This is a genomic window from Pseudomonas sp. NPDC079086 (assembly GCF_044542155.1).
Lineage (GTDB): Bacteria > Pseudomonadota > Gammaproteobacteria > Pseudomonadales > Pseudomonadaceae > Aquipseudomonas.
Window position 1 is genome coordinate 553564 of record NZ_JBITTY010000003.1, and the last position, 17609, is coordinate 571172.

A 17609-nucleotide genomic window follows, 5' to 3' on the forward strand; every position below is an offset into this window, starting at 1 on the left:
CTTGAAAACCATCCTGCTAGCCACCGGCCTGCTGCTCTGCCTGGCGATGTTTCCGCGCTTTGTCGCGTCAGCTGTCGCCCTGGTAGTGATTGCCGGGCTACTGGTCGCCACCACCTCCCTGTGCCTCAGCGTCCTTTTTGCGCCGCCTCGGCCGCGCTAGTCGCTTCATCCAACGCAGCAAGCCAAGTGCCCCAGGGGTAACTCCATAACTGGGTATGGCCGTGCCTGATTAGGGCGCTGGCGTTTCGTTCAAGTCGCTTGAGAGCCGATCCAGGAGCCGTTTTCCGGTCTCTGTGATTCGCTCCCTTAGGCCGAAAAAATCCTTGTTTACCTCCCGGCAAGCATCGAACAGCTCGCGCACCTGGTTGGGCGTCAGGTTGTCCAGGTCGCCGGGCTGCACATCAGTCATGGCCATCAGGTCGGCCAGGCTGATTTCTGCAATTAAGGTGTCGCCCACTAGGTCGTCACCTGCGCCATCGGCGGTGCGCTTCAACCAGGCACGAATCTCACCCACGGTCAGCTCTCGAACAGTCACGTTCAGCGCGCCGAGGGGAATGGTCTTAGTCAGGGTCATGCTCATTGCGAAAGGCTCCAATGCCGGGCCTGAATGGCCCGGCGTTGTCGGTGGGGTTAGAGGAAGGTGGCGCGCCAGAACGGCGACTCACCAGGCTTGCGGGTCGAATCGGCCAACACTTCACCCTTGGCCAGCAACTTGCCTGGGTTCTCGCCATCGATCAGCGCCAGTTCCTCGGCTGGTGGTGCCTTCCAGCGCCATACCTCGACAATCACCGGGCGACCGCTTTCGGCTTCGTTGAGGCCGTCGAATACCAGGCGGTACTCGGCCCCGGCCTCCACTAGCGGCTCAATGCGTGTGGCCTGGGTGCTGGTGTAGGCGATGGTGGCCTGGGTCGGCGCGGTGATGACCGCGCTGTCCTTCGGTACGCTCAGGCCTGCCGCCGAAACATTCACCGCAGCCAATGCAATCGGGGTGCTGTCGCTGGTTTTGGTCAGGGTGATCGTCTTAGGGCCAGGGAACTCGGTCATGCTCAAGCTGCCCGGTTGCAGCACGATAGCCTCACCAGTCACCGTTTCGGGCGGCAGATCAACAATCAGCCCTTGAAGCACCATGGCGAGGTTTTCCTCGGTCCATTCCTGCATCTGGACGTCGAGCGTGATGCCGTCCAGGTTGTCCATGGTGGCGAGGTTCCCACCACCTGGCTTGCGGTGTTGCTTCCATGCCATCTGGTTGGAGCGGTTGGCGAATTTCAGGGTTTCAACGTCGCCCAGGTCGCGCAGCGGTGCATCCGTAACGCCGAGGCGCTGGGCGTGAACAACGCCAACGCCCTTGAATACTTTTGGCTGTGCCATGGTCACTTGCCCTCTACGAGTTCGCCGACCTTGAAGGTTTCGACGATGAGTTTTGCGTCAGCCTCGGACACGCTGATTACCTTGTCCTTGGGGTGTTTCTCGCCGGCATGGCGGTGGCCGTTCTTGCTGGTGATCTTGACCTTCACCTTGGCTGGCTCGGCTTGTTTCGCCTTTTCTGCGACTTTTGCTTCGGTTGTCATGTGCCCCTCCTAGCGGGTGCGCGGGTGTTCAAATTTCACCGGCCAGGTGATCACCCAGGCGGCGGTGCCGGCTTTATCCAGCCCAGCGTGGTAAAGGTTGGCGGCGCGCACGTCCTTGGCATTGAGACTGTCCTCAAGTGCCAGGCCGCATCGGCTGCCCGGCAACGCCGCCTGTAGGGTGCTGGCCACCTGCAGCACGTTCAGGGCACGGGGCTTGTCTTTGGCATCGCCGGCCAGCACCACCACAACGGCATGCCCGTGGGTGATTAGCTGGCCACGGCCATTGACCTCAAACTTCAAGCCCTCCAGGGCAATGCGGCAGGCACGGGCCTTGGTCGCGTAGCGCTCCAGGTCGGCCGGACTGAACCGGCCGCCGTGCAGCGCGACTTCAACCTTCGGCTTTACGTCCTGGAACAACCCAGCAGCCCATGTCTCGATGCCTTGCAGCACCTGGTCAGCGGTTAACTCAGTCATTAGCCAGGCTCTCCAGGTAGTCCTCAATCAAACCCACAACGTCATCGCGGTCTTGGCCTTCAAGGCCCAGGAACTCGCGCTGCTCGATCCCTCGATCTGGGTCGCCGTACTGATGCGTCGCTGCATAAATCAGCGGGCTACCCACCAACACGTTGTCGCCCTGCACCTCATAAGTGATGCTGTCCAGCAGGTGGCCATTGCCTTGCAGCAGGCTCTGGCCGCTGTGCCGGGTCTCGGCGTATTCGGCCGACCAGTCCGGCCATCCCTGGCCGCCTGGGCTGGCTTTATCAATCGCAATGCGCCGCCGCGTTTGGCTCTCGACCTCCGCGCCGATCCCTTCCAGGAGCGGCGCAGTGTCCAGTTGTGCCAAGCGCTCCAGCCGGCCCGCCAGGCGTGCTTCAAACGCCAGGTTGGTGCTGATGGCGGCCCCAGTCACAGCAGGTCACCAAAGCGTTTTGGCTGGCTTTCAAACCAGGCCTCGCCGCTGCTTTCCTGATCGGGCGGGGTTGGCAGGCCAAGGCCTGCGTCACCCGATGCCACCCGACGCAGGTAGCTAATGGCGTCCTCATAGCGTTTGCGCTTGTCCTCGGTCAGCGAACCGCCCTCGCTCGAAAGCAGGTACAGAGCGATGTCGCCGGCCAGGCCGGGGAAGCGTTCAGGCACCACTGGCAACGGCAAGCGGTGCTTGGCGCTGACGTAGCTGTCGATTTCGGCACTGGCGCGGGCCAGTGCGTCCTCAACCACCAGGGCATCAATCACCCCGTCATCATCGCGGTCAGCTACCAGCAGCACGGCGTTCTCGCCGTACTGCTTGATAAAGCCCGCCAGGGTTGCGTAGGCCATGGGTTAAGCCTCGCCGCCCTGTGGATCAGCTGGCGGCGTGGCATCTTTCTGCTCGCCGTCCTGGGCAGCAGGTTGAGGCGCAGTAGCGGGTGCTGCTGCGGCTTTAGCTGCTGGTTTGGCAGCCGGTTTTTTCGCGGCGGCTTTGGCACTGCCTCCAGCCTTGGCCGCTTTCGCGGCTGGGGCCTTCACGGACTTTGGCGCTGCCGCTGGTTTGGCATCCTTGCCAGGGTCAGCCGAGGTAGAGCCACCACCTGCGCCCGGATCGGCCAGCTCGCCATCGAGCAGTTCGACGGTAAGCACCGGGTCGGCCTGCAAAAGCTCCAGCTCGGCCTCGGTAAAGCGGTCGGCCGGGTGGTCGGTGGCGACCTTGGTGTGGGCGATGCCACAGCGGCGGTAAACGGGCCGCTTGGACTTGATGCGAACGATCATTGCGGTGCTCCCCAGTTAGACCAGTTCGTCGCATACAAACAGCTCGGCAGTGCCGGCCCATTCGTTGCCGCCGTTTTCGTCCTTAACCAGCAGCTTGCGGGCCTGGGCTTCCAGTTGCGGCGGCACCACCAGCAGAGTCGGCTTGATCTTCATCGGACGGCCGCCGTCAGCAACGAAGCTCTGCATCGCGGCCCGAGCCTTGCCGTAGAACTCACCCGTCAACGGCTGGCGAGAGGCGTAGGCCATCTGCCAGAAACCAAAGCCCGCGTTGCAGCGATAGCGCACGCCGTGAACGAATTCGTCATGGGTGAACACGTGGTCGCTGTTATTCGGATCGGTCTTGCTGGTGATTTCGGGCTTGGTGCGTTCCTGGAAGATGAGCGGCTTAATGGCCCGCGAGGTATCGAGCAAGAACCAGGTCGGGCCAGGGTTGCTACCTGGAACGTCCAAGTTACTAACCAGCTGAGCAACCCCGGTGCCGTCGACGTTCGGATAAACCGGGTGCTCGGTGTCGAAGTAGTTCTGGCCGTCATAGCACTCGGTGGTCAAACCGGCCTTGAGCAATTCGAATACCAGGGACTCGGGGTGGTAAGCAGCAGCGCGGCCCATTTCATTGAACATCGGCAGGAATACACCGGCCTGATCGTCCTCGACCAAGGTGCGGCCGATGGTTACGGTGCCTTCATACTTCTTGTTTTCGATGGTGTAGCCATGGGCGGCCATGTTCTTCAACAGGCGCTCGCCGATCCATTCGCGCAAACCTGGGAATTGGCCCAGCCATGGGTAGATATTCCCAGCCGTGCCGCTTGGCACCAGTGTGGCGACTTTCTTCCACTGGGTTTCTTGAAGGGCAGCATCGAGCGCCTTCTGGTACTCAGCGCGATAACCTTTGAACAGTGCGGCCAGCAGTGCTGGGCTGATTGTGACGGCCATTAGTTGCCCCCTTCGGTGTGTTTTATGTACTGGTCATCGCTCATGCCAAGCATCCGGGCAGCTTGCTGTTGCTCGGAGTTGAGAGCGGTGGTGGTTTTTGGCAGCTCATCACTGATCACCTGGCCCGTAACGGACGGCGCGGCTTTCACAAACTCGCGGAAGCGCTCCAAACCGCCTTTTTCCTGGCAGGCCGCAACGTGGTAATCCTTGGTGGCTGGGGTGATCTTGCCGGCCTTGAGTGCGGCGGTGATCTCGCTGTTGATGGCGGTTTCCAGTTCCTTTTCGTCGCGCTTTGCCAGGGCCTGCTCGGCGTTCTGGGCGCGCTGTTCCAGGGCGTTGTAATCGTCACGCGGCACGAACAGTCGCAGGGACGGGGGTTTCTCGCTGTTCAATGCCGTTTTCTCGGCCTCTTTCAGCGCGTTAATTGCCGCCACGGCTTGTTCCTCAGTGGCGTTTTCAGGCAAGCCGAGGGCTGCCCGGATGGCTTCTGCGAGCATCGGGGGGTTCTCCATTGATGGGACTTGTTCGGCGTTTAGCGCCTTGATCAACAGGTTCGGCTTGTTGGTCAGGCCGAAGCTGGAGAAGCGGTGAATGCGCCCGGTGTCGTCATAGGTGAAGACGGGCGACAGATAGCGGTATTCGCGTTCGCTGATGGAATTGCGGGCTTTAGCCGTCCAGTCCACGCGGGCTTCAAGCGCGCCGCGCTCGTTTACCCGGTACTCCCGCGCCCAGCCGGATGCAGGGGCGTCATCGCCCAGGGGGGCTTTCAGCTCAGTGGCGTGCAGGTAGTCAAACGGTAGGTCAGCACCCTTGCTGTGCGCCTGGGTGTTGGCCATAACTTCGGCGGGGTCATAAGACCAGGTGCGGCCATCACGGCCAACCACGGACGGGCCAGGTGGAAGCACCTCGACCCATTCAGGAACATCAGCGCTCAGCTCAAAGCAGAGTGCTGTGGAGGTGGTGCGATTGTGTGAGGCGTTTTGTGTGTTCATGCCGCCAGTTTCGGCGGCATGACGGGGGCGGGATTAGAGGACGGGGGTCAGTAACTAGTCTTCTAGATTACAGCGCTTTTGATTAAGCCAATCGCCAGTTCTTTGATGACTTCAAATGTCAGCGCGCCGCCTTTGTCGACAGTCTTTGCTTGAATCTGGTTCCAGACTTGCTCACTTCTAATGGAGTCCAGAAACTCGTGTCCCCGCCAGGTTAATCTGGTCGGCCGTATTACATCGAATCTCTTTCTAGAGCCGTCTAATATGTAGGTTCCTCCGTTAGTTCCTTCGATCAAACCGGCTTCAACTAGCAGAGCGACATGCTCGTAGTGCTTAAAGAAGCGAGATTCATCCTCTTTGGAGGTGGCGCGCTGTATGCCTGCGGGTAGATCATCCGGCACATACACCGAAGAAATATCATTCAGTTCCTCAACTCCGAACAAAATCGTTCGAACCAGCTCCCAGTCTCTACGCATGATGTCTCCATTGCTTCAAATACTCCCCCTGAGTTTGCGCCGATCTGGCAGAGCTTGACCAGGCTTCGGAAACGGCAGCGGTGCCTTCTTAAACCTTGTCCGCCAGCTTGGCTTGATCAGATAGATGTAGCGGAACTGCAACAGGCTGCGTTTGGTCGCCCGATGTTTGTTAGCTCGCAGGTATTCCCCGCGCTGGCCTGCCTTCTTATGGGCCGTGAGCAGCATCGGGTGGTAGGCCTCGCCATCCAGCTCATAGAAGCTGGTGCGGTGGTGGCCCAGATACAGGAAATTGGCCGCCTGATACACCACGCCCCAGCCCCCGCAACGCTCATCTGCAAATGACTGCACCCAGGCCACCTTCGGGCAAGCCCGCTTAATGAACTTGAACGCATAGCTCAGGGCGCGGCTTTCGCTGTTGCGTGGAGCTATGTCATCCAGCCACATGCGGTTTAGCTCCAGGTATTGATCAACCTGGGTGCCTGCCACGATCTTCTGCGCGCCTGCCACCGGGTTGAGCGCATAGCCAAACTGCAAGACGCCACGCATCACACCCTCGACCCACACCCCTAAGTGGATATAGGAGTTCATTACGATGCGGCCTGAGTAGTGGTTGGCAATTATGATGCGGTTTGCCTCGGTGCGTGGGATCAACGCGATATAGAAGGCGCTGCACCCAAAGCCTGCAAGCGCCAACTGGCCATTGAAATAGCCAACCTGGTCAGTGGTCGGCGGTGTGTACTCACCCGGCTGGGCTGGGTGGTGGTCTTTCTTTGTCGCCATGAGCTACCTCGGATCGAGGCGCTCCAAGGCGCTCAGGATTCGGGCAGCTCACGGCTGTCTGACTGTTGATGACCCGGCAACGCGGGCACTTGATTTGCAACTGGGTGAAACCGGCAGCTTTGGCCAATAAGCGGCCACAACCACCACAACGAATATCAATCACGGCAAGCCTTTAACTGTATGTGTGAACAGTGTTAATTTGCCCGCGCTTCGTCGACGAGGCGGGGGCCTTAGCTGGGCTTGCAGGCTGGTTCTGCGGTTCGGCGGCCGGTCAGGGTGGTGGAACACCCTGGCCGGCCGGCCCTTTCTTTTTGCTCTACCAAAGAAACGATGCTGGTATGGTTGCTGATCGAACGCTCAATTATTAGAGGACGTATGTCAGCGGTCTTACTAGGCATGGGAAGTCAAACGTACTACTCCATTCAACACATCCAGTCGGCCGCTTATTTCGCCAAGCAAACCGCCCGACTACAGCGGCGTGCTTTGAATAACCCTCTTAACCCCTCATTGAAAGTGCACGTCCAATCTAATTTCGCTGCCACGATATTTACCTCCGTGGCTTTCCTCGAAGCGCTGTTAAACGAGCTGTGGGCAGATTGTGAGCAACAAGATGGAGGGCATTTAAAAGATCTTCCGCAAGATGCACGACACAAGATTGTCGATGCGCTACAGAGGGCTGAAAAGAGTGCGATAACCCAAAAATATAAGGCCCTGCTTAAGGCCGCAGACAAGCCCCAAATACCGTGCGGTAACAGACCCCTCCAAGATATGAAGCACTTAGTTGACATCAGAAACAACATGGTCCACTACAACGCCGCGTGGCTTGATACGGGCACACCAGGAATGTGCCGTCCGGGCTACTTGGAGGAAACCGAGCTCGGAGCCTTCATTGGTAGGCACCTCGCCCATACTCCTGGTCTTGGTTGGATGAACTCTGCCAACGCAGAGTGGGCAGTCCGGCTGGTTCTTCTTTATGCAGAGGCGGCAGCGGAGAATCTCGGGATAACGTCGCTGCATGACCATATCCGTTCAGAGCTACAACCGTTCACCACCCCACAGCCCCGTTAGACCCCCGTTAGAAACGCAAAACACACCCAGCCCTACACCATGGTGGCACCCACACTGCCAAACAGCGCTTAGAAGGCGTTTTAGGCGGTGTCACTTTCTGGCTGTTTCTCTTCCAGGAGCTGCTGTGCCCTGGCCTTCCTGGAAACGGCTCCGGGGTTGTAGTTCCAGCCAGGTTCGATGCCCTTGGGCACGCTTACTATCTGGCCGGTGCGTTGGTTGATGTATTCCTGCATGCCCAGGTCAGGGGCATCGGTCATGTACTGGCCCGTTGCGGTCAGCCGCTCGGCCTCGCGCTTGCTGATCTGGCGCACCCAGCACTTACAGCCCCAGCCGTTGGGTGGAAAGTGCGACTGCCACCATGAATGGTCAGCTGGCAGGATGATGCCGGCCCAGCCCACATGCTCCGGCCGGTGTTCGCGGCTTGGCCCCAGCTGGTACAGCAAATAGGGTTGTGTCGCTCTGGTGCGCTCGATGCGCTGCCACTGCCCGGCCGCATGAGCCTGGCGCAGGTTCACGTCATAGATGGTGCGCAGGCGGCGCGGACTGCCCAGCTGCACCTCGCGGGTTTCGCCGCTCAGCGGATCGAGCAGTTCGCCACGCCCCCACCACCCCAACTTCTCCAGGAGCGGCTGCAACTCGCGCTTGAACTGGGCAAAGGTTTGACCCGACTCGATCATTTCATCGACGTGCGAGCGGATCGCTTCCAGGATGTCCAGGCGCATGGCCTTGGCCACCGTCCAGGACGTGGCGTGTTCCTCGGCCCACACTTCGCGGTAATCAAAGCCGACCTTGATACCCTTGGCGCGGAAGTACTCCAGCGCATCCTTTGGCACTGGTACGGGCACATGCTCCGTGGTTGGGCCAGTCACAGCGCGTCGCCTGCATCACCTTGGCCGCGCGCCTTGAAAGCTGCGCGGGCGAGCTGCTCGATCAAGGCGCTATCGTCCATTTGTTCAAGCAAGCCGGTCAGGCCAGCCCGGAAGGTGTCGAAGTCGTCGGAGTCCTTCGCTAACTGCAACACCGGATCGAGCACCGGCCGCATCACGGGCACCCAGTCGGCGGCGGCTTCATCAACCAGCGTGTCCAGGCTGTCGCGGGTCTTCTGTTCCTGGTTGAGTGCCTGACGGTGGCCACCGCACCCCGGACAGCTGCAACGCTGCTCAGTATTGAGGGCCGGCCCGGCAACTGGCTGCTGGCCTGTTGGCTTGAGCAACTGCGCGCCCTCGGCCGGGGCGGATAGGCCGAACCGCTCCAGAATTGCCGACTGCTCGACTTGCAGGCCACGATCAATAAACGGCGTCAGAGCATCGGCCAGGGCCTTCAAGTCCTCAGGCTCAGTAACCTGGAATGCAACGCTCGGGTAGTTTTCCTGAGGGCCGAAGTTGTAATCGACAAACACGCGCACCAGGTCGCGGTTGATCGTTGCAGCCAGTTGCTTGGCGTCGGCCTTGAGAATGTCGAGGCGCACATCGTTATGCACGGTGGCCTGGCTCTGGCTCGACCCATCGTCGGTGGTCATGGTCTGGCCGAGTACGGCCTTGCTGACTTGCCTGTCCAGCCACTCAGCCAGGCGCGCGAACAGTTCGGCACCACCTGTTGAGTCGGCGATTTTCTGGAACTCGATCAGCATATCCTTGGGTAGGATTGCCGCTGCATCAGCCGCCAGCTGCGCAACCGCCCGGCGCAGAACAGCAATATCGTCCGGCTTCGCTCCAGGGCCATAGCGGCCAATACGCATTGGCTGGCCGTACAACTCGGCATAACGCATCCAGTCCTTAATGCTGAACGCCTTGCACATATACGACACGGCCACCAGGCGCGCCAAACCGCCACGGATCGGAAGGCCCGACTTCAACTTGGGGATATGGATAATCATCCGGCCGGGCGGAATCTCGCGACCTTCACCGGCTTCCTCACGGATCAGCAGCTTACGGCCGGTCAGCTTGTCGAACTGGAACCAGCGCGGGTCGCGGTGATCGTACTTCACCGGCCAAAGCTGCTCGCCTTTCAGCTCCCAGCCAGGCTCAACAGCCGAGAAGCCTTTACCCAAACCATCGAGCAGATCGCTCACCAGGTCGGAAAACTCCGGGGCCTCGACCAGCTTGCGCACTGCGTCGGCGATTTCCTCCGCGCGGGCATCCTCGCCACCGGCCTCAACACTAACTGGCACGCCCGCTACAGCGCGCTTACGAGTGCCCAGCACCGAGGCATAGTGCAGGTCTTTCTCTTCCATTTCCTCGGCGAGTACCAGGTACTCCAAGATGTCGCCGGTAGCCGCGTTCTGCAGGATGGTGCGCAGGCGCGCCGGATCGAGCGAGGACGATACCGAGTCAACGCCCCAGGCCTGGTGAACGCCGGTTGTAGTGGCCTGGATCACCTCTTGCAGCATGGACTTCTTGAGGAACGGTTTACCGCTCGCGTCCAGGATTGGCGACTCATCCATTACAGAACACCTCCAGCCGCCCAGGTATTCACTGGGTCGGCATAATCATCATCAAAACCAAGTTTGTTGTTTCGGTCAGGGCGAACTGCCTCATAGGCGAACTGCTCTATTTCCATCCGGCTAGCGAAGCGAGCCAGGGCAATGGAGATAGCCGCGTCACCGTGGCGCTTTCCCCCGTCCTTGTCGGTGGACCGGCTCTCGGGAACACGGGCCACGCCTTTAACCATTTTTAGGCTGCGAAGATCAGCGATCACATCACGGTCGGCCGGGAGGTCAGACAGGGTGCCGTCCTCAAGGTCTGCCTTCAGGCCCGGCATGTTGTCTCGATACCAACCCTCAGTGAGCATCACCTGGCTAATGCGGTGGTGCCCGTACTTCACTGCGGCGGCCTCGGCCAGAGCTTGGCCATTGCCTCGCGCGTCGTGAGCGCCGGCTATGAAATTGGGCAGACGATCCGCCACATAGAACAGAATCTGTTCCTGTTGGGCGAAAGGCACATTGCGCAGCTCGATCATAAAAGCGACCCGTTTGCGGCCGTCCTGATCTTGCAAAAGGATGGTGAGCACCGACAGGTCGCCATTTCGGGCGAAGTCCATGCCGTAGGAACTCCACGCCCCTGGTGGCAGCAGTGCCAAAAGCGGCGCTAATTCACGCTCACACCACCCCAGGCTGTCAGCTAGTCGCAGATGCTCGGCAATAGTTTCGTAGCCCTGCGGGTAGGCCAGCCGGAACACGGGAACACCCTGGCGGCTGCGCTGCTCCAGCAAGGCCAGACTGAGGAAAGCCCCACCGCCATGACTTGGGATACAGTCCAGTTCCTCGTTGGCTGCATCGCCGTAGAAGTCATAAACGCCCTGTACCCATGCGGCTTGCTCTTCGGCGTTCCAGGTGATGCCTTTGCGCAGGCAGACGCGCTGGTATAAGCCTTGCTCAACAGCCTGCTTGAAGGTGCAGCGGAATAGCAGCCCCTTGCGTTTGCCGGCGCGTATTTCTTCGATCAGCTCGTTGAATGGGTTGTCGGTGCCGTTGTGGGTGCTAATCACATGCACCTCACCGCCCCAGATCAGCAGAGCAAGCGCAGCTTTAAGCAGCTCTGAAAGGTCGGCATGGAATGCGGCCTCATCAATTACCACGACGCCCTGGCGGCCGCGCAGGTTGGACGGCCGGCTGGTAAGGGCAACAATTCGGAAGCCTGAGGGAAAGCTGATGGTGAATGTTTTGATGTGTTTATCTGGGGCTTCATCAGGCCAGATACCTTCTTGAATTTCACCAGCTGCGTAGTTAAAGGCCCGCGCCCACATGGCGCAGGCCTGGATATACTCGACCGTCATGTCCTGGTTGTAGCCCAGGTAATAGACTGTCTGGCCGCCCGCGTTGCGCGCGCTGGCTGCGACCAACACGTTGTCAGCCGCCTCGGCCCAGGTGAGACCAATACGGCGGGATTTTTCGCCCACCTTGAGTGGTGAGCGCAGGCCGATCCAGTCTTTCTGGTAGTCGAGCAGTACGGCTGGTACGTCGATGGCGACGGTGCTTTCCAGGACGACGGAGATATTCATACCGGCCACCGGCTGGTGATACGCTCGCAGTGCCAAATATCGTGCAAAGGAGTGTTGAAATGCTTGATTGGTTTGCCGGTGCGGTTGCTAGTGCGAATGCTGCTAAAGAGATCAGTCAGAGCCTGATGACTTTGCGCGACGAAGAGTTGATCCGCAGCAAGGTTTTTGACCTGACCAACAGTCTGATGGATTTGCAACAGCAGTTGATGACTGCACAAATTCAACAAATGGAACTGGTGAGGAAGGTTACAGAGCTTGAAAGTGAATTGGATACTCTGCAGCTGAAGAGCCAGGACAGGGATAAGTACAAGCTGCATCGATTTTTCACGGGTACCTACGCATATGTAATGGCGGAAGCATTCCGAGGGAGCGAACCTGATCACTTTATTTGCAGCCACTGCTTTGAGAAAGGCAAGCGAGTTACTTTGCAGACCTCGTATAAATCCTTCGCCTCTACCCTTGAATGCCCCGACTGCAAAACACAGATACTGTGTGATCCGCCTGATAATAAATTGTCCATAATCTCTGGTGACTGACGAAGTATTTATTGCCGCTCTAGTCACCGCGCCACCCCCAGAATCTCTCGGCGAATTTCGGCCACGGTGTCTGCATCGAGGCCGCCTTTCTTAGCGATTTTCTCTACCTGGCTGGCGGCCGCTTCGGCTTTAGTACGCACCTCGCTTTGCCACTTTTTCTGCACAACAGATGCACGGCCCAGCTCGGCCACGGCCTTGGCTACCTTGGGCAGGTCGATTTGTCCGCCCTCGCTCATCAACAGCTTGAACAGATGCTCTTGCACCAGGCGCATCAGTGCTTCATTGACAGCGCCTTCCTCATCAGGGGAGGCAGCAACCACCGCGCGGGCCTGTTCGCTGGCCATCTTGAGGGCAGATAAGCGTTCCTCGAAGTTCTGGCCATAGCGGTGCAAGGCAGACTTGCTGATAGCAAAGCCGCGCCCAGATAACTCATCAGCGAGCGCTTCGTAGTCGCTGAAATTGTTATCGGCCAAGGCTTTGTCCAGCCAGGCTTTGACCTCGGCGGGGAGTGAGGCGACCTTACTGCGCTGCACCATCTCATACCCCCTGAGCTGGGCGGGCAATACCGGGGTTGCAGGCAATGGTGTACTCGGCGACATCCACCCCGTAATGGGTCAAGCCAGCAATCCAGACGCCGCTGGGTTGTTTATCCAGGGTTACTAGGCTGCGGTCTTTCAGGTAGTCCAGCTCGCGGCGAACCTCATGCTGGGTGGCGTCGGTATAGATGCCCTGGATGGTGGAAAGCACCAGGGCCTCATGCGGGTCTACCGGGCGAGCATTGTTGAGGGTGAGCAGGATGTACCAGCGCATGGACTCCCGGCGAACCTTGGCTACGTCGATTGGGATCATTGTTTGTTGCTCCGTTCCTGGATGAATTCAAGCTTGGTGAATACGCGGTCGATCTTGGCTTCCAGTACCGTTTGGTTGCGCACGTAGTCCTCGCGGCGCACGTATTGCAGGGGTAGCTCGGCCTGAAAACGCAGGAAGGAATGTTCAAGGCTCTTGAGCGCATCGGCGTCCTTTTCCTGCCGTTCTAGAACCTTGGCGAAGTTGTCCTCCCAGTGCTTACCCGCTTCCTGGCGGGCTTTGTCTTGTGCGGCAAATCGCTCGGCCAGGCGCTTCTCGAACTGCGCGAGCAATAGCTTTACCAAGCCGAAAACCAGCGTGGTGAAGATGCCAAGCAGGGTTAATGCCCAGCCGACTGCCTCGGCAAAGTCCATCTGCATCAGTGCGTCCCCTGTACGGCATCAATCAGAAGGTCAAGCTGCGCGCCGGTGTTGCGGCACTGCTCGGCGTAGCGGGTGTGATGTTCCAGGACGTCGCGCTGGCTGATGCCTGAATCGAGTTGCTCAGCGGCTCGGCCTTCGGTGCTTTGCGCAGCAGCTCGGTCGGTATCTGTGGCCGTGGGCATTCCGGCTGCGACTGCTCCGGTTGCTTCGTCATAAACGCGCACCCAACCAGCAGTGAACACGCAAGCAGGCAGAGGCTTAGGCGGCGCGTCGAGGGCGTCGCGATAGAGGTCGTTAACACGGGCAATCTCCCCTGTGAGGCGGTCGATGGTTTGGCGGTTGCTGCGCTGCTGGTCGGCCAGATCGGCGGCCAACTTGTAGTTGCGGGCTTGCTCATCAAGAAGCTTTTTAGCGGCGGCTTTGGCACTGGCTTCGCGTGCTTCGGCTCGCTCCAGGTCGAGCTGGACATGCTCACGGCGCAGCTTTTCTAGGGCCAAGTCGCCATCGCTTTGGGCTTGGGCAAAACCGGCGTCGCGGGCGTTCTGAAGCATTGAGTCATGCAGCCAGAACAAAGCGCCGATCAGCAGCAACGGCACCAGCGGCCGGAGCAGGCTTAACCAGTTCATAAGGCCGCCTCGCAAAGCTGGCGCTCTGCTGCACGACGACGCTCAAGCCCACGAAACTTGCGACCGCCCGCGCTCACCCAGTAGCTGAGTTGTGCGCAGGCCGGCTGAATTCGCCCGGCCTGGAGGTGCAGCAGCATGGTCGAGTGGCGGCCATTCTTGAGCCAGACAAAGCCGTCTTTTACGCCCGGTTTGCCGGGGCCGACGTTGTAGATAAAGGATAGAAAGGCCGCGATGCTTTTGGTGTCCATGCCGCCGATAACCTTGGCAGGCACCCAACGCTCGAAAACGTCCGCCGCTTCCTGGAGGGCGAGCTGGGTTTTCTGGTCACACTCGGCATCCGTCGCAACATCACCAAGGCGCACGCCTCGCGTCCACCCCTCGCAGATGGTCGGAATACCAACAGGGTCGAGGTGGGCCAGCAGATCGCGTCCTTCATAGAGGGCGACAACAGGTGTGGCGGCAACGATTGCCAACGCGATACGGGATTTAATGCCCACGGGGTACACCTCTGATCAACGCGCGCAGTTCGGCCAGGCGCTGGTTGCCGAACTCAGGCGCGGAACTGGTGTGGTGGATGACGCTGTTTTTGGCTTCGCGACGGGGTGCCGCTGGTGGGGTTTCGCGGGCGCTTTGCGCGCGGCCAACGATGTGCGAGCGGTAGCTTTTGACCTTATCAAAACCCATCTGCACGTATTCCTTTACCAGCGGCAGCAGCTCTGCCGGGCAGCGTGCAAGCATCAACGGGCGCTGTTCCAGCGATGGCTCAGCCAGAATGGCTGCGGCCAGGTCGCGTGGGTTCGCTTGGGATACGGGGGCTTGATTGTTCATGCCGCTATGGTCAGCGGCAGCGTGTTGCGGGGATTAAGGAACGGGTGTCAGTAACTTAGCTGAACAGGTCGCGGATCGGCTGGGCCAGCTCAGGCAGGCGCTTGAGAATGCGCCAGACGTGACGGTCACTGAGCTTGTATGTGCGGGCCAGCTCGGCAACAACCGTATTGGCACTGACACCCTCGCGCGTCGCTTGTTCAAACTGGCGGTGAATCTCGGCATCGCGCAGCGCCTGCAATGCTGCATCGCACTTAGGTATGTAGATCGTTTCACGCTCGCTGGCATAGCGCCCAAGCTTCTCGGCTGCTTCCTCGCCAACAATCTCGGCCAGTGCTGCAACGCGGGCCTGGCCATTGCGGCCAACGCCCTGGGCGAAGAACCAGGATGTACCGCCCAACTCGGCAACCAGTTTCATAGTGGCAGGCAGGCCCACCACCTCGGCGATACGCTGCACAGTAGGCGGCAACAGATCCCGCGCTTGTTCAATCCTCACTGCACAGGCCTCCCGTGGCGTTTGGCATCGTAAGTCAACGCAGCAATCAGGCGGCGCAGCTGGTCGGCGTCGCACCACTCGACACGCTTGACCTTGAACATGCGCAGCGCCATGGCATCGGCATAACTCCAGGGGCGTTTGGCTTCGGCAAGGAAGGCCTCGATCTTGGCTACCTGGGCGGAGCGGTCAGGCGCTGGCTTTGGGGCTGCGCGGCTGGTTTTCTTCGCCGGTTTTGGCTTAAACCCCAGGCGCTCAAGCTCGATCAGGACACGGCTGATTTGACCCGGCGTCAGGTCTTTGGAGCTTTTCGCGCCAGCAACGCGGGCCAGGATTGCGTAATAGGCATCATCGTCCAGGCCAAGCTGGCGGCGGGCGATCTGGATTTTCTGTTTGCCTGCGCTCATACCGGGTTCCTCGGGTTCATGGCATCGCGGAATGCCTGCGGGTCGCGACGGGCGAGGCCTGCCATGTAGCGAACAGCCAGGGTCAAACCTTCCTCAACCGTTGTCAGGTCGCCGGCCAGGCGGATGCCCTCCATGTCGGCCATGGTTCCAGCGCCCAACTCAGCCTTGAACTTAACGGCCTTGATCACTTGCTTCTGCTTGCGCTTGGCTGCGCGATAACGTGCGGAACGGGCGCGGCTTAGGCGGCGTCGGCGTTCACTTTTGCTTTCACTCATCTTGGCTGCTCATCAGTACCGGGCAACCACACCCGGCAGACCGTCGCCCTGTTGGGCGAGGTTTCGCTTAGTGGATGCGTTCGATGCTGGTGTTGTTGGATATCAGGTGCCTTTTCAGGCTGTTGAAGCTGCTCCAGGTCGGCAAGAAGTAGACGTGTCGTTTTGCCGCTACCTCGTTTGCCCGGCGTTTCCCCAGGGCTTTTCGGTACTGCTCAACTTCTTTGGCTGTGAATACTGCTTTGCTAACTTTGCGCAGGAAGCGGCGGGCCTCTTCGTGTTCTGGCTCGCCCTCTTTGGTTGCGCTTGTCCAGGCTCCTTTAAAGAACCCGTCGACGTAGACGGCTGTAACCCACTTTCTGCTCTTTGAATCGACCGCCTGTTGCAGTGCCAGCTCGAACTGGTCGCACTGAAACCGCATGCTCCCGTAAGGGCTGGCCATCTGCTCTTTAAGCTCGTCCCAGTCTTCTTGCTGCATATCGTCCTCGGCTGCTCATCAGTGCCCAGCAACCACGCTGGGCAGACCACCACCGGCCAGGCCGGGGCGGTTTCGCTTAGTGAATGGTCATGTTCGATGGCTGGCGGGCGCAGGCCGGTAACCGGGTGAGCTTGGCGTCTACTGCTGCCAGATCGAACAGCGTTTGTGACATCTGCACAGCCCGCGTTGGTTGTGGCATGCCCAGCAAATTGGTCGGAGCGCCTGCCATATCCATAGATACGGTTACGCGGTCGGTGTTGTCTTCCAGGGTGATGGTGACCTTGGCCATTGATGCTCCTAACGCTGTGCACGAAAGCTGATGTGGTAGTCGCGGGCCAGTTGGCGCACGCGTTTTTCGGTCATGTGCAGTTGCTTGGCGATCCACTTCGGCGGCTCGCCCAGGGCTGCGCGCGCCATGATCTGCGCGGCCTGCTTGGCTTCCAGATCGCTAGCTGGCTCTGCCTGTGGCGCATCAACCTCACCAGCCGGGGCCTGGAACAGGTGTGCATAGACCGGCGTTCTCTCCGGGTTAATCACAAAGGTCGTTGGCGCATCGCTCATTTGGTAGCCGACCTGCTCAATCTCCCCACCACCGGCCAGGAAAGCCTGGGCGGCTAGCTCGATGCGCCGCGCCTCAGCCTCTAGGTGCGCTGAACGGGTAGGAAGCGGGTTAACGCGTGGGACGTGGTATTGCGGCATCACTTACTCTCCGCTGCGATGCGCCACTTGCTGTGCAAACGGCCAATTGGGGTAATTGGCACACGCACAATCGTGGTGGCCTGGTCGGGAAACAGCTTCTCGGCCAAACGCTCGACGGCGTACAAATCCGAGTGCGTACAAGAGGTACGCTTACCGCGCACGGTGTTGGTGGTGTAGCCGGCGTGGGTTGACCGCACTGAAATTTCTACGGTGTCCATTCACGCCCCCAGCGCCCGGAAGCCGGGCGAGTTGTGCTTGTCTAGGACTTGGATATAACGGGCTATTGCACTCAGGTTGTCGCGATCAGTAGCGTCATCGAGCACACCTGGAACAACAGCAACGGCATAGCCACCACTTGTCTTGGTGATGGTGTCGACCACCTCATCAAATTCACCTATGGCTAGGGCAAACTGACCCTCACCTGGCTTTTCGTCAGTAACGACGATTTGTCCTTTGATGTTGCAAAGAGCGAAGAACTTGCCCAT

32 protein-coding genes and 2 other RNA genes are annotated in these 17609 nt (G+C 59.6%); 3 read left to right on the forward strand and 31 right to left on the reverse strand.

The annotated features are described in order from the left end of the window. Window position 1 precedes the first annotated feature (1 nt). Complete coding sequence (locus ACIGEK_RS17290; RefSeq protein ID WP_397494507.1) at window positions 2–160, forward strand: hypothetical protein; 159 nt, start codon at window positions 2–4, stop codon at window positions 158–160. Between the two features lie 69 nt (window positions 161–229). On the opposite strand, the gene ACIGEK_RS17295 is transcribed toward ACIGEK_RS17290, so the two are convergent. The 12 genes from ACIGEK_RS17295 to ACIGEK_RS17350 all read right to left on the reverse strand — a co-directional run bounded on the left by ACIGEK_RS17295 (window position 230) and on the right by ACIGEK_RS17350 (window position 6655). Continuing rightward, on the reverse strand, window positions 230–580 hold the full coding sequence (locus tag ACIGEK_RS17295) for a hypothetical protein (RefSeq protein ID WP_397494508.1): 351 nt from the start codon (window positions 578–580) through the stop codon (window positions 230–232). Between the two features lie 50 nt (window positions 581–630). Continuing rightward, the gene (locus ACIGEK_RS17300) at window positions 631–1368 is read right to left on the reverse strand and encodes a hypothetical protein (RefSeq protein WP_397494509.1); all 738 of its coding nucleotides are present in this window, start codon (window positions 1366–1368) and stop codon (window positions 631–633) included. 2 nt (window positions 1369–1370) lie between these two features. Then, the gene (locus ACIGEK_RS17305) at window positions 1371–1568 is read right to left on the reverse strand and encodes a hypothetical protein (protein ID WP_397494510.1); all 198 of its coding nucleotides are present in this window, start codon (window positions 1566–1568) and stop codon (window positions 1371–1373) included. A gap of 9 nt (window positions 1569–1577) precedes the next feature. Continuing rightward, the gene (locus ACIGEK_RS17310; protein WP_397494511.1) at window positions 1578–2042 is read right to left on the reverse strand and encodes a hypothetical protein; all 465 of its coding nucleotides are present in this window, start codon (window positions 2040–2042) and stop codon (window positions 1578–1580) included. After that, window positions 2035–2478, reverse strand: a complete 444-nt coding sequence (locus ACIGEK_RS17315; RefSeq protein WP_397494512.1) for a phage virion morphogenesis protein — start codon at window positions 2476–2478, stop codon at window positions 2035–2037. Before ACIGEK_RS17315 ends, ACIGEK_RS17310 begins: the two co-directional genes overlap by 8 nt. Next, window positions 2475–2885, reverse strand: coding sequence for a gp436 family protein (locus ACIGEK_RS17320; protein ID WP_397494513.1), 411 nt, complete (start codon window positions 2883–2885; stop codon window positions 2475–2477). Before ACIGEK_RS17320 ends, ACIGEK_RS17315 begins: the two co-directional genes overlap by 4 nt. A gap of 3 nt (window positions 2886–2888) precedes the next feature. After that, window positions 2889–3314 carry an HI1506-related protein gene (locus ACIGEK_RS17325; protein WP_397494514.1) on the reverse strand — a complete coding sequence of 142 codons (426 nt, stop codon included), beginning with the start codon at window positions 3312–3314 and terminating at the stop codon, window positions 2889–2891. A gap of 15 nt (window positions 3315–3329) precedes the next feature. Continuing rightward, window positions 3330–4247 (reverse strand): Mu-like prophage major head subunit gpT family protein, encoded by a 918-nt coding sequence (locus ACIGEK_RS17330; RefSeq protein WP_397494515.1) that lies wholly within the window; start codon window positions 4245–4247, stop codon window positions 3330–3332. Beyond that, window positions 4247–5239, reverse strand: a complete 993-nt coding sequence (locus ACIGEK_RS17335; protein WP_397494516.1) for a phage protease — start codon at window positions 5237–5239, stop codon at window positions 4247–4249. Before ACIGEK_RS17335 ends, ACIGEK_RS17330 begins: the two co-directional genes overlap by 1 nt. 62 nt (window positions 5240–5301) lie before the next feature. Then, window positions 5302–5712 carry a DUF2513 domain-containing protein gene (locus ACIGEK_RS17340; protein ID WP_397494517.1) on the reverse strand — a complete coding sequence of 137 codons (411 nt, stop codon included), beginning with the start codon at window positions 5710–5712 and terminating at the stop codon, window positions 5302–5304. 15 nt (window positions 5713–5727) lie between these two features. Further along, window positions 5728–6300 carry a hypothetical protein gene (locus ACIGEK_RS17345; protein ID WP_397494518.1) on the reverse strand — a complete coding sequence of 191 codons (573 nt, stop codon included), beginning with the start codon at window positions 6298–6300 and terminating at the stop codon, window positions 5728–5730. A 151-nt stretch (window positions 6301–6451) separates the two neighbouring features. Continuing rightward, the gene (locus ACIGEK_RS17350; RefSeq protein ID WP_397494519.1) at window positions 6452–6655 is read right to left on the reverse strand and encodes a Com family DNA-binding transcriptional regulator; all 204 of its coding nucleotides are present in this window, start codon (window positions 6653–6655) and stop codon (window positions 6452–6454) included. A gap of 179 nt (window positions 6656–6834) precedes the next feature. Here ACIGEK_RS17350 and ACIGEK_RS17355 point away from each other — a divergent pair, with 179 nt between their 5' ends. Beyond that, complete coding sequence (locus ACIGEK_RS17355) at window positions 6835–7560, forward strand: hypothetical protein (protein WP_397494520.1); 726 nt, start codon at window positions 6835–6837, stop codon at window positions 7558–7560. An 80-nt stretch (window positions 7561–7640) separates the two neighbouring features. On the opposite strand, the gene ACIGEK_RS17360 is transcribed toward ACIGEK_RS17355, so the two are convergent. Genes ACIGEK_RS17360 through ACIGEK_RS17370 form a run of 3 tightly spaced genes read right to left on the reverse strand, consistent with a single transcriptional unit; the run spans window position 7641 to window position 11559 of the window. After that, the gene (locus ACIGEK_RS17360) at window positions 7641–8429 is read right to left on the reverse strand and encodes a phage minor head protein (protein WP_397494521.1); all 789 of its coding nucleotides are present in this window, start codon (window positions 8427–8429) and stop codon (window positions 7641–7643) included. Then, window positions 8426–10003, reverse strand: a complete 1578-nt coding sequence (locus tag ACIGEK_RS17365) for a DUF935 domain-containing protein (protein ID WP_397494522.1) — start codon at window positions 10001–10003, stop codon at window positions 8426–8428. Before ACIGEK_RS17365 ends, ACIGEK_RS17360 begins: the two co-directional genes overlap by 4 nt. After that, window positions 10003–11559 (reverse strand): hypothetical protein, encoded by a 1557-nt coding sequence (locus ACIGEK_RS17370; RefSeq protein ID WP_397494523.1) that lies wholly within the window; start codon window positions 11557–11559, stop codon window positions 10003–10005. The genes ACIGEK_RS17365 and ACIGEK_RS17370 overlap by 1 nt, the downstream gene beginning before the upstream one ends. 59 nt (window positions 11560–11618) lie before the next feature. Here ACIGEK_RS17370 and ACIGEK_RS17375 point away from each other — a divergent pair, with 59 nt between their 5' ends. After that, window positions 11619–12095: a hypothetical protein gene (locus ACIGEK_RS17375; protein ID WP_397494524.1), complete on the forward strand. Its 477-nt coding sequence runs from the start codon at window positions 11619–11621 to the stop codon at window positions 12093–12095. Between the two features lie 23 nt (window positions 12096–12118). Here ACIGEK_RS17375 and ACIGEK_RS17380 read toward each other — a convergent pair whose 3' ends face one another. From ACIGEK_RS17380 to ACIGEK_RS17455, 16 genes are all read right to left on the reverse strand, one after another. Next, complete coding sequence (locus ACIGEK_RS17380; protein ID WP_397494525.1) at window positions 12119–12631, reverse strand: DUF3486 family protein; 513 nt, start codon at window positions 12629–12631, stop codon at window positions 12119–12121. 1 nt (window position 12632) lies between these two features. Continuing rightward, window positions 12633–12944, reverse strand: a complete 312-nt coding sequence (locus tag ACIGEK_RS17385) for a hypothetical protein (protein WP_397494526.1) — start codon at window positions 12942–12944, stop codon at window positions 12633–12635. Continuing rightward, window positions 12941–13321 carry a hypothetical protein gene (locus ACIGEK_RS17390; protein ID WP_397494527.1) on the reverse strand — a complete coding sequence of 127 codons (381 nt, stop codon included), beginning with the start codon at window positions 13319–13321 and terminating at the stop codon, window positions 12941–12943. The genes ACIGEK_RS17385 and ACIGEK_RS17390 overlap by 4 nt, the downstream gene beginning before the upstream one ends. Further along, window positions 13321–13950 (reverse strand): hypothetical protein, encoded by a 630-nt coding sequence (locus ACIGEK_RS17395; protein ID WP_397494528.1) that lies wholly within the window; start codon window positions 13948–13950, stop codon window positions 13321–13323. The genes ACIGEK_RS17390 and ACIGEK_RS17395 overlap by 1 nt, the downstream gene beginning before the upstream one ends. After that, on the reverse strand, window positions 13947–14447 hold the full coding sequence (locus ACIGEK_RS17400) for a lysozyme (protein WP_397494529.1): 501 nt from the start codon (window positions 14445–14447) through the stop codon (window positions 13947–13949). The genes ACIGEK_RS17395 and ACIGEK_RS17400 overlap by 4 nt, the downstream gene beginning before the upstream one ends. Beyond that, window positions 14437–14778, reverse strand: coding sequence for a hypothetical protein (locus ACIGEK_RS17405; RefSeq protein WP_397494530.1), 342 nt, complete (start codon window positions 14776–14778; stop codon window positions 14437–14439). Before ACIGEK_RS17405 ends, ACIGEK_RS17400 begins: the two co-directional genes overlap by 11 nt. A 55-nt stretch (window positions 14779–14833) precedes the next feature. Next, window positions 14834–15271: a Mor transcription activator family protein gene (locus ACIGEK_RS17410; RefSeq protein ID WP_397494531.1), complete on the reverse strand. Its 438-nt coding sequence runs from the start codon at window positions 15269–15271 to the stop codon at window positions 14834–14836. After that, on the reverse strand, window positions 15268–15675 hold the full coding sequence (locus ACIGEK_RS17415; RefSeq protein WP_397494532.1) for a gp16 family protein: 408 nt from the start codon (window positions 15673–15675) through the stop codon (window positions 15268–15270). Before ACIGEK_RS17415 ends, ACIGEK_RS17410 begins: the two co-directional genes overlap by 4 nt. Continuing rightward, window positions 15672–15950 carry a hypothetical protein gene (locus ACIGEK_RS17420; RefSeq protein ID WP_397494533.1) on the reverse strand — a complete coding sequence of 93 codons (279 nt, stop codon included), beginning with the start codon at window positions 15948–15950 and terminating at the stop codon, window positions 15672–15674. Before ACIGEK_RS17420 ends, ACIGEK_RS17415 begins: the two co-directional genes overlap by 4 nt. Continuing rightward, an RNA gene (locus ACIGEK_RS17425) (hammerhead ribozyme type II) lies at window positions 15950–16019 on the reverse strand. The genes ACIGEK_RS17420 and ACIGEK_RS17425 overlap by 1 nt, the downstream gene beginning before the upstream one ends. Then, window positions 16018–16425, reverse strand: a complete 408-nt coding sequence (locus ACIGEK_RS17430; protein WP_397494534.1) for a hypothetical protein — start codon at window positions 16423–16425, stop codon at window positions 16018–16020. The genes ACIGEK_RS17425 and ACIGEK_RS17430 overlap by 2 nt, the downstream gene beginning before the upstream one ends. 5 nt (window positions 16426–16430) lie before the next feature. Continuing rightward, window positions 16431–16503: hammerhead ribozyme type II (locus ACIGEK_RS17435), an RNA gene on the reverse strand. Next, window positions 16502–16714: a hypothetical protein gene (locus ACIGEK_RS17440; protein ID WP_397494535.1), complete on the reverse strand. Its 213-nt coding sequence runs from the start codon at window positions 16712–16714 to the stop codon at window positions 16502–16504. Before ACIGEK_RS17440 ends, ACIGEK_RS17435 begins: the two co-directional genes overlap by 2 nt. A gap of 8 nt (window positions 16715–16722) precedes the next feature. Beyond that, window positions 16723–17124, reverse strand: coding sequence for a hypothetical protein (locus ACIGEK_RS17445; protein WP_397494536.1), 402 nt, complete (start codon window positions 17122–17124; stop codon window positions 16723–16725). Continuing rightward, window positions 17124–17342: a hypothetical protein gene (locus tag ACIGEK_RS17450; RefSeq protein WP_397494537.1), complete on the reverse strand. Its 219-nt coding sequence runs from the start codon at window positions 17340–17342 to the stop codon at window positions 17124–17126. The genes ACIGEK_RS17445 and ACIGEK_RS17450 overlap by 1 nt, the downstream gene beginning before the upstream one ends. Continuing rightward, the gene (locus ACIGEK_RS17455; protein WP_397494538.1) at window positions 17343–17609 is read right to left on the reverse strand and encodes a hypothetical protein; all 267 of its coding nucleotides are present in this window, start codon (window positions 17607–17609) and stop codon (window positions 17343–17345) included. It abuts the gene before it with no gap.

Coding starts and splice junctions, on each gene's coding strand:
- ACIGEK_RS17295 (WP_397494508.1), bottom strand. CDS start 580: ATGAGCATGACCCTGACTAAGACCATTCCCCTCGGCGCGCTGAACGTG.
- ACIGEK_RS17405 (WP_397494530.1), bottom strand. CDS start 14,778: ATGAACAATCAAGCCCCCGTATCCCAAGCGAACCCACGCGACCTGGCC.
- ACIGEK_RS17310 (WP_397494511.1), bottom strand. CDS start 2,042: ATGACTGAGTTAACCGCTGACCAGGTGCTGCAAGGCATCGAGACATGG.
- ACIGEK_RS17375 (WP_397494524.1), top strand. CDS start 11,619: ATGCTTGATTGGTTTGCCGGTGCGGTTGCTAGTGCGAATGCTGCTAAA.
- ACIGEK_RS17305 (WP_397494510.1), bottom strand. CDS start 1,568: ATGACAACCGAAGCAAAAGTCGCAGAAAAGGCGAAACAAGCCGAGCCA.
- ACIGEK_RS17385 (WP_397494526.1), bottom strand. CDS start 12,944: ATGATCCCAATCGACGTAGCCAAGGTTCGCCGGGAGTCCATGCGCTGG.
- ACIGEK_RS17445 (WP_397494536.1), bottom strand. CDS start 17,124: ATGCCGCAATACCACGTCCCACGCGTTAACCCGCTTCCTACCCGTTCA.
- ACIGEK_RS17380 (WP_397494525.1), bottom strand. CDS start 12,631: ATGGTGCAGCGCAGTAAGGTCGCCTCACTCCCCGCCGAGGTCAAAGCC.
- ACIGEK_RS17335 (WP_397494516.1), bottom strand. CDS start 5,239: ATGAACACACAAAACGCCTCACACAATCGCACCACCTCCACAGCACTC.
- ACIGEK_RS17300 (WP_397494509.1), bottom strand. CDS start 1,368: ATGGCACAGCCAAAAGTATTCAAGGGCGTTGGCGTTGTTCACGCCCAG.
- ACIGEK_RS17420 (WP_397494533.1), bottom strand. CDS start 15,950: ATGAGTGAAAGCAAAAGTGAACGCCGACGCCGCCTAAGCCGCGCCCGT.
- ACIGEK_RS17440 (WP_397494535.1), bottom strand. CDS start 16,714: ATGGCCAAGGTCACCATCACCCTGGAAGACAACACCGACCGCGTAACC.
- ACIGEK_RS17415 (WP_397494532.1), bottom strand. CDS start 15,675: ATGAGCGCAGGCAAACAGAAAATCCAGATCGCCCGCCGCCAGCTTGGC.
- ACIGEK_RS17455 (WP_397494538.1), bottom strand. CDS start 17,609: ATGGGCAAGTTCTTCGCTCTTTGCAACATCAAAGGACAAATCGTCGTT.
- ACIGEK_RS17365 (WP_397494522.1), bottom strand. CDS start 10,003: ATGGATGAGTCGCCAATCCTGGACGCGAGCGGTAAACCGTTCCTCAAG.
- ACIGEK_RS17325 (WP_397494514.1), bottom strand. CDS start 3,314: ATGATCGTTCGCATCAAGTCCAAGCGGCCCGTTTACCGCCGCTGTGGC.
- ACIGEK_RS17320 (WP_397494513.1), bottom strand. CDS start 2,885: ATGGCCTACGCAACCCTGGCGGGCTTTATCAAGCAGTACGGCGAGAAC.
- ACIGEK_RS17345 (WP_397494518.1), bottom strand. CDS start 6,300: ATGAACTCCTATATCCACTTAGGGGTGTGGGTCGAGGGTGTGATGCGT.
- ACIGEK_RS17370 (WP_397494523.1), bottom strand. CDS start 11,559: ATGAATATCTCCGTCGTCCTGGAAAGCACCGTCGCCATCGACGTACCA.
- ACIGEK_RS17330 (WP_397494515.1), bottom strand. CDS start 4,247: ATGGCCGTCACAATCAGCCCAGCACTGCTGGCCGCACTGTTCAAAGGT.
- ACIGEK_RS17395 (WP_397494528.1), bottom strand. CDS start 13,950: ATGAACTGGTTAAGCCTGCTCCGGCCGCTGGTGCCGTTGCTGCTGATC.
- ACIGEK_RS17450 (WP_397494537.1), bottom strand. CDS start 17,342: ATGGACACCGTAGAAATTTCAGTGCGGTCAACCCACGCCGGCTACACC.
- ACIGEK_RS17430 (WP_397494534.1), bottom strand. CDS start 16,425: ATGCAGCAAGAAGACTGGGACGAGCTTAAAGAGCAGATGGCCAGCCCT.
- ACIGEK_RS17340 (WP_397494517.1), bottom strand. CDS start 5,712: ATGCGTAGAGACTGGGAGCTGGTTCGAACGATTTTGTTCGGAGTTGAG.
- ACIGEK_RS17390 (WP_397494527.1), bottom strand. CDS start 13,321: ATGCAGATGGACTTTGCCGAGGCAGTCGGCTGGGCATTAACCCTGCTT.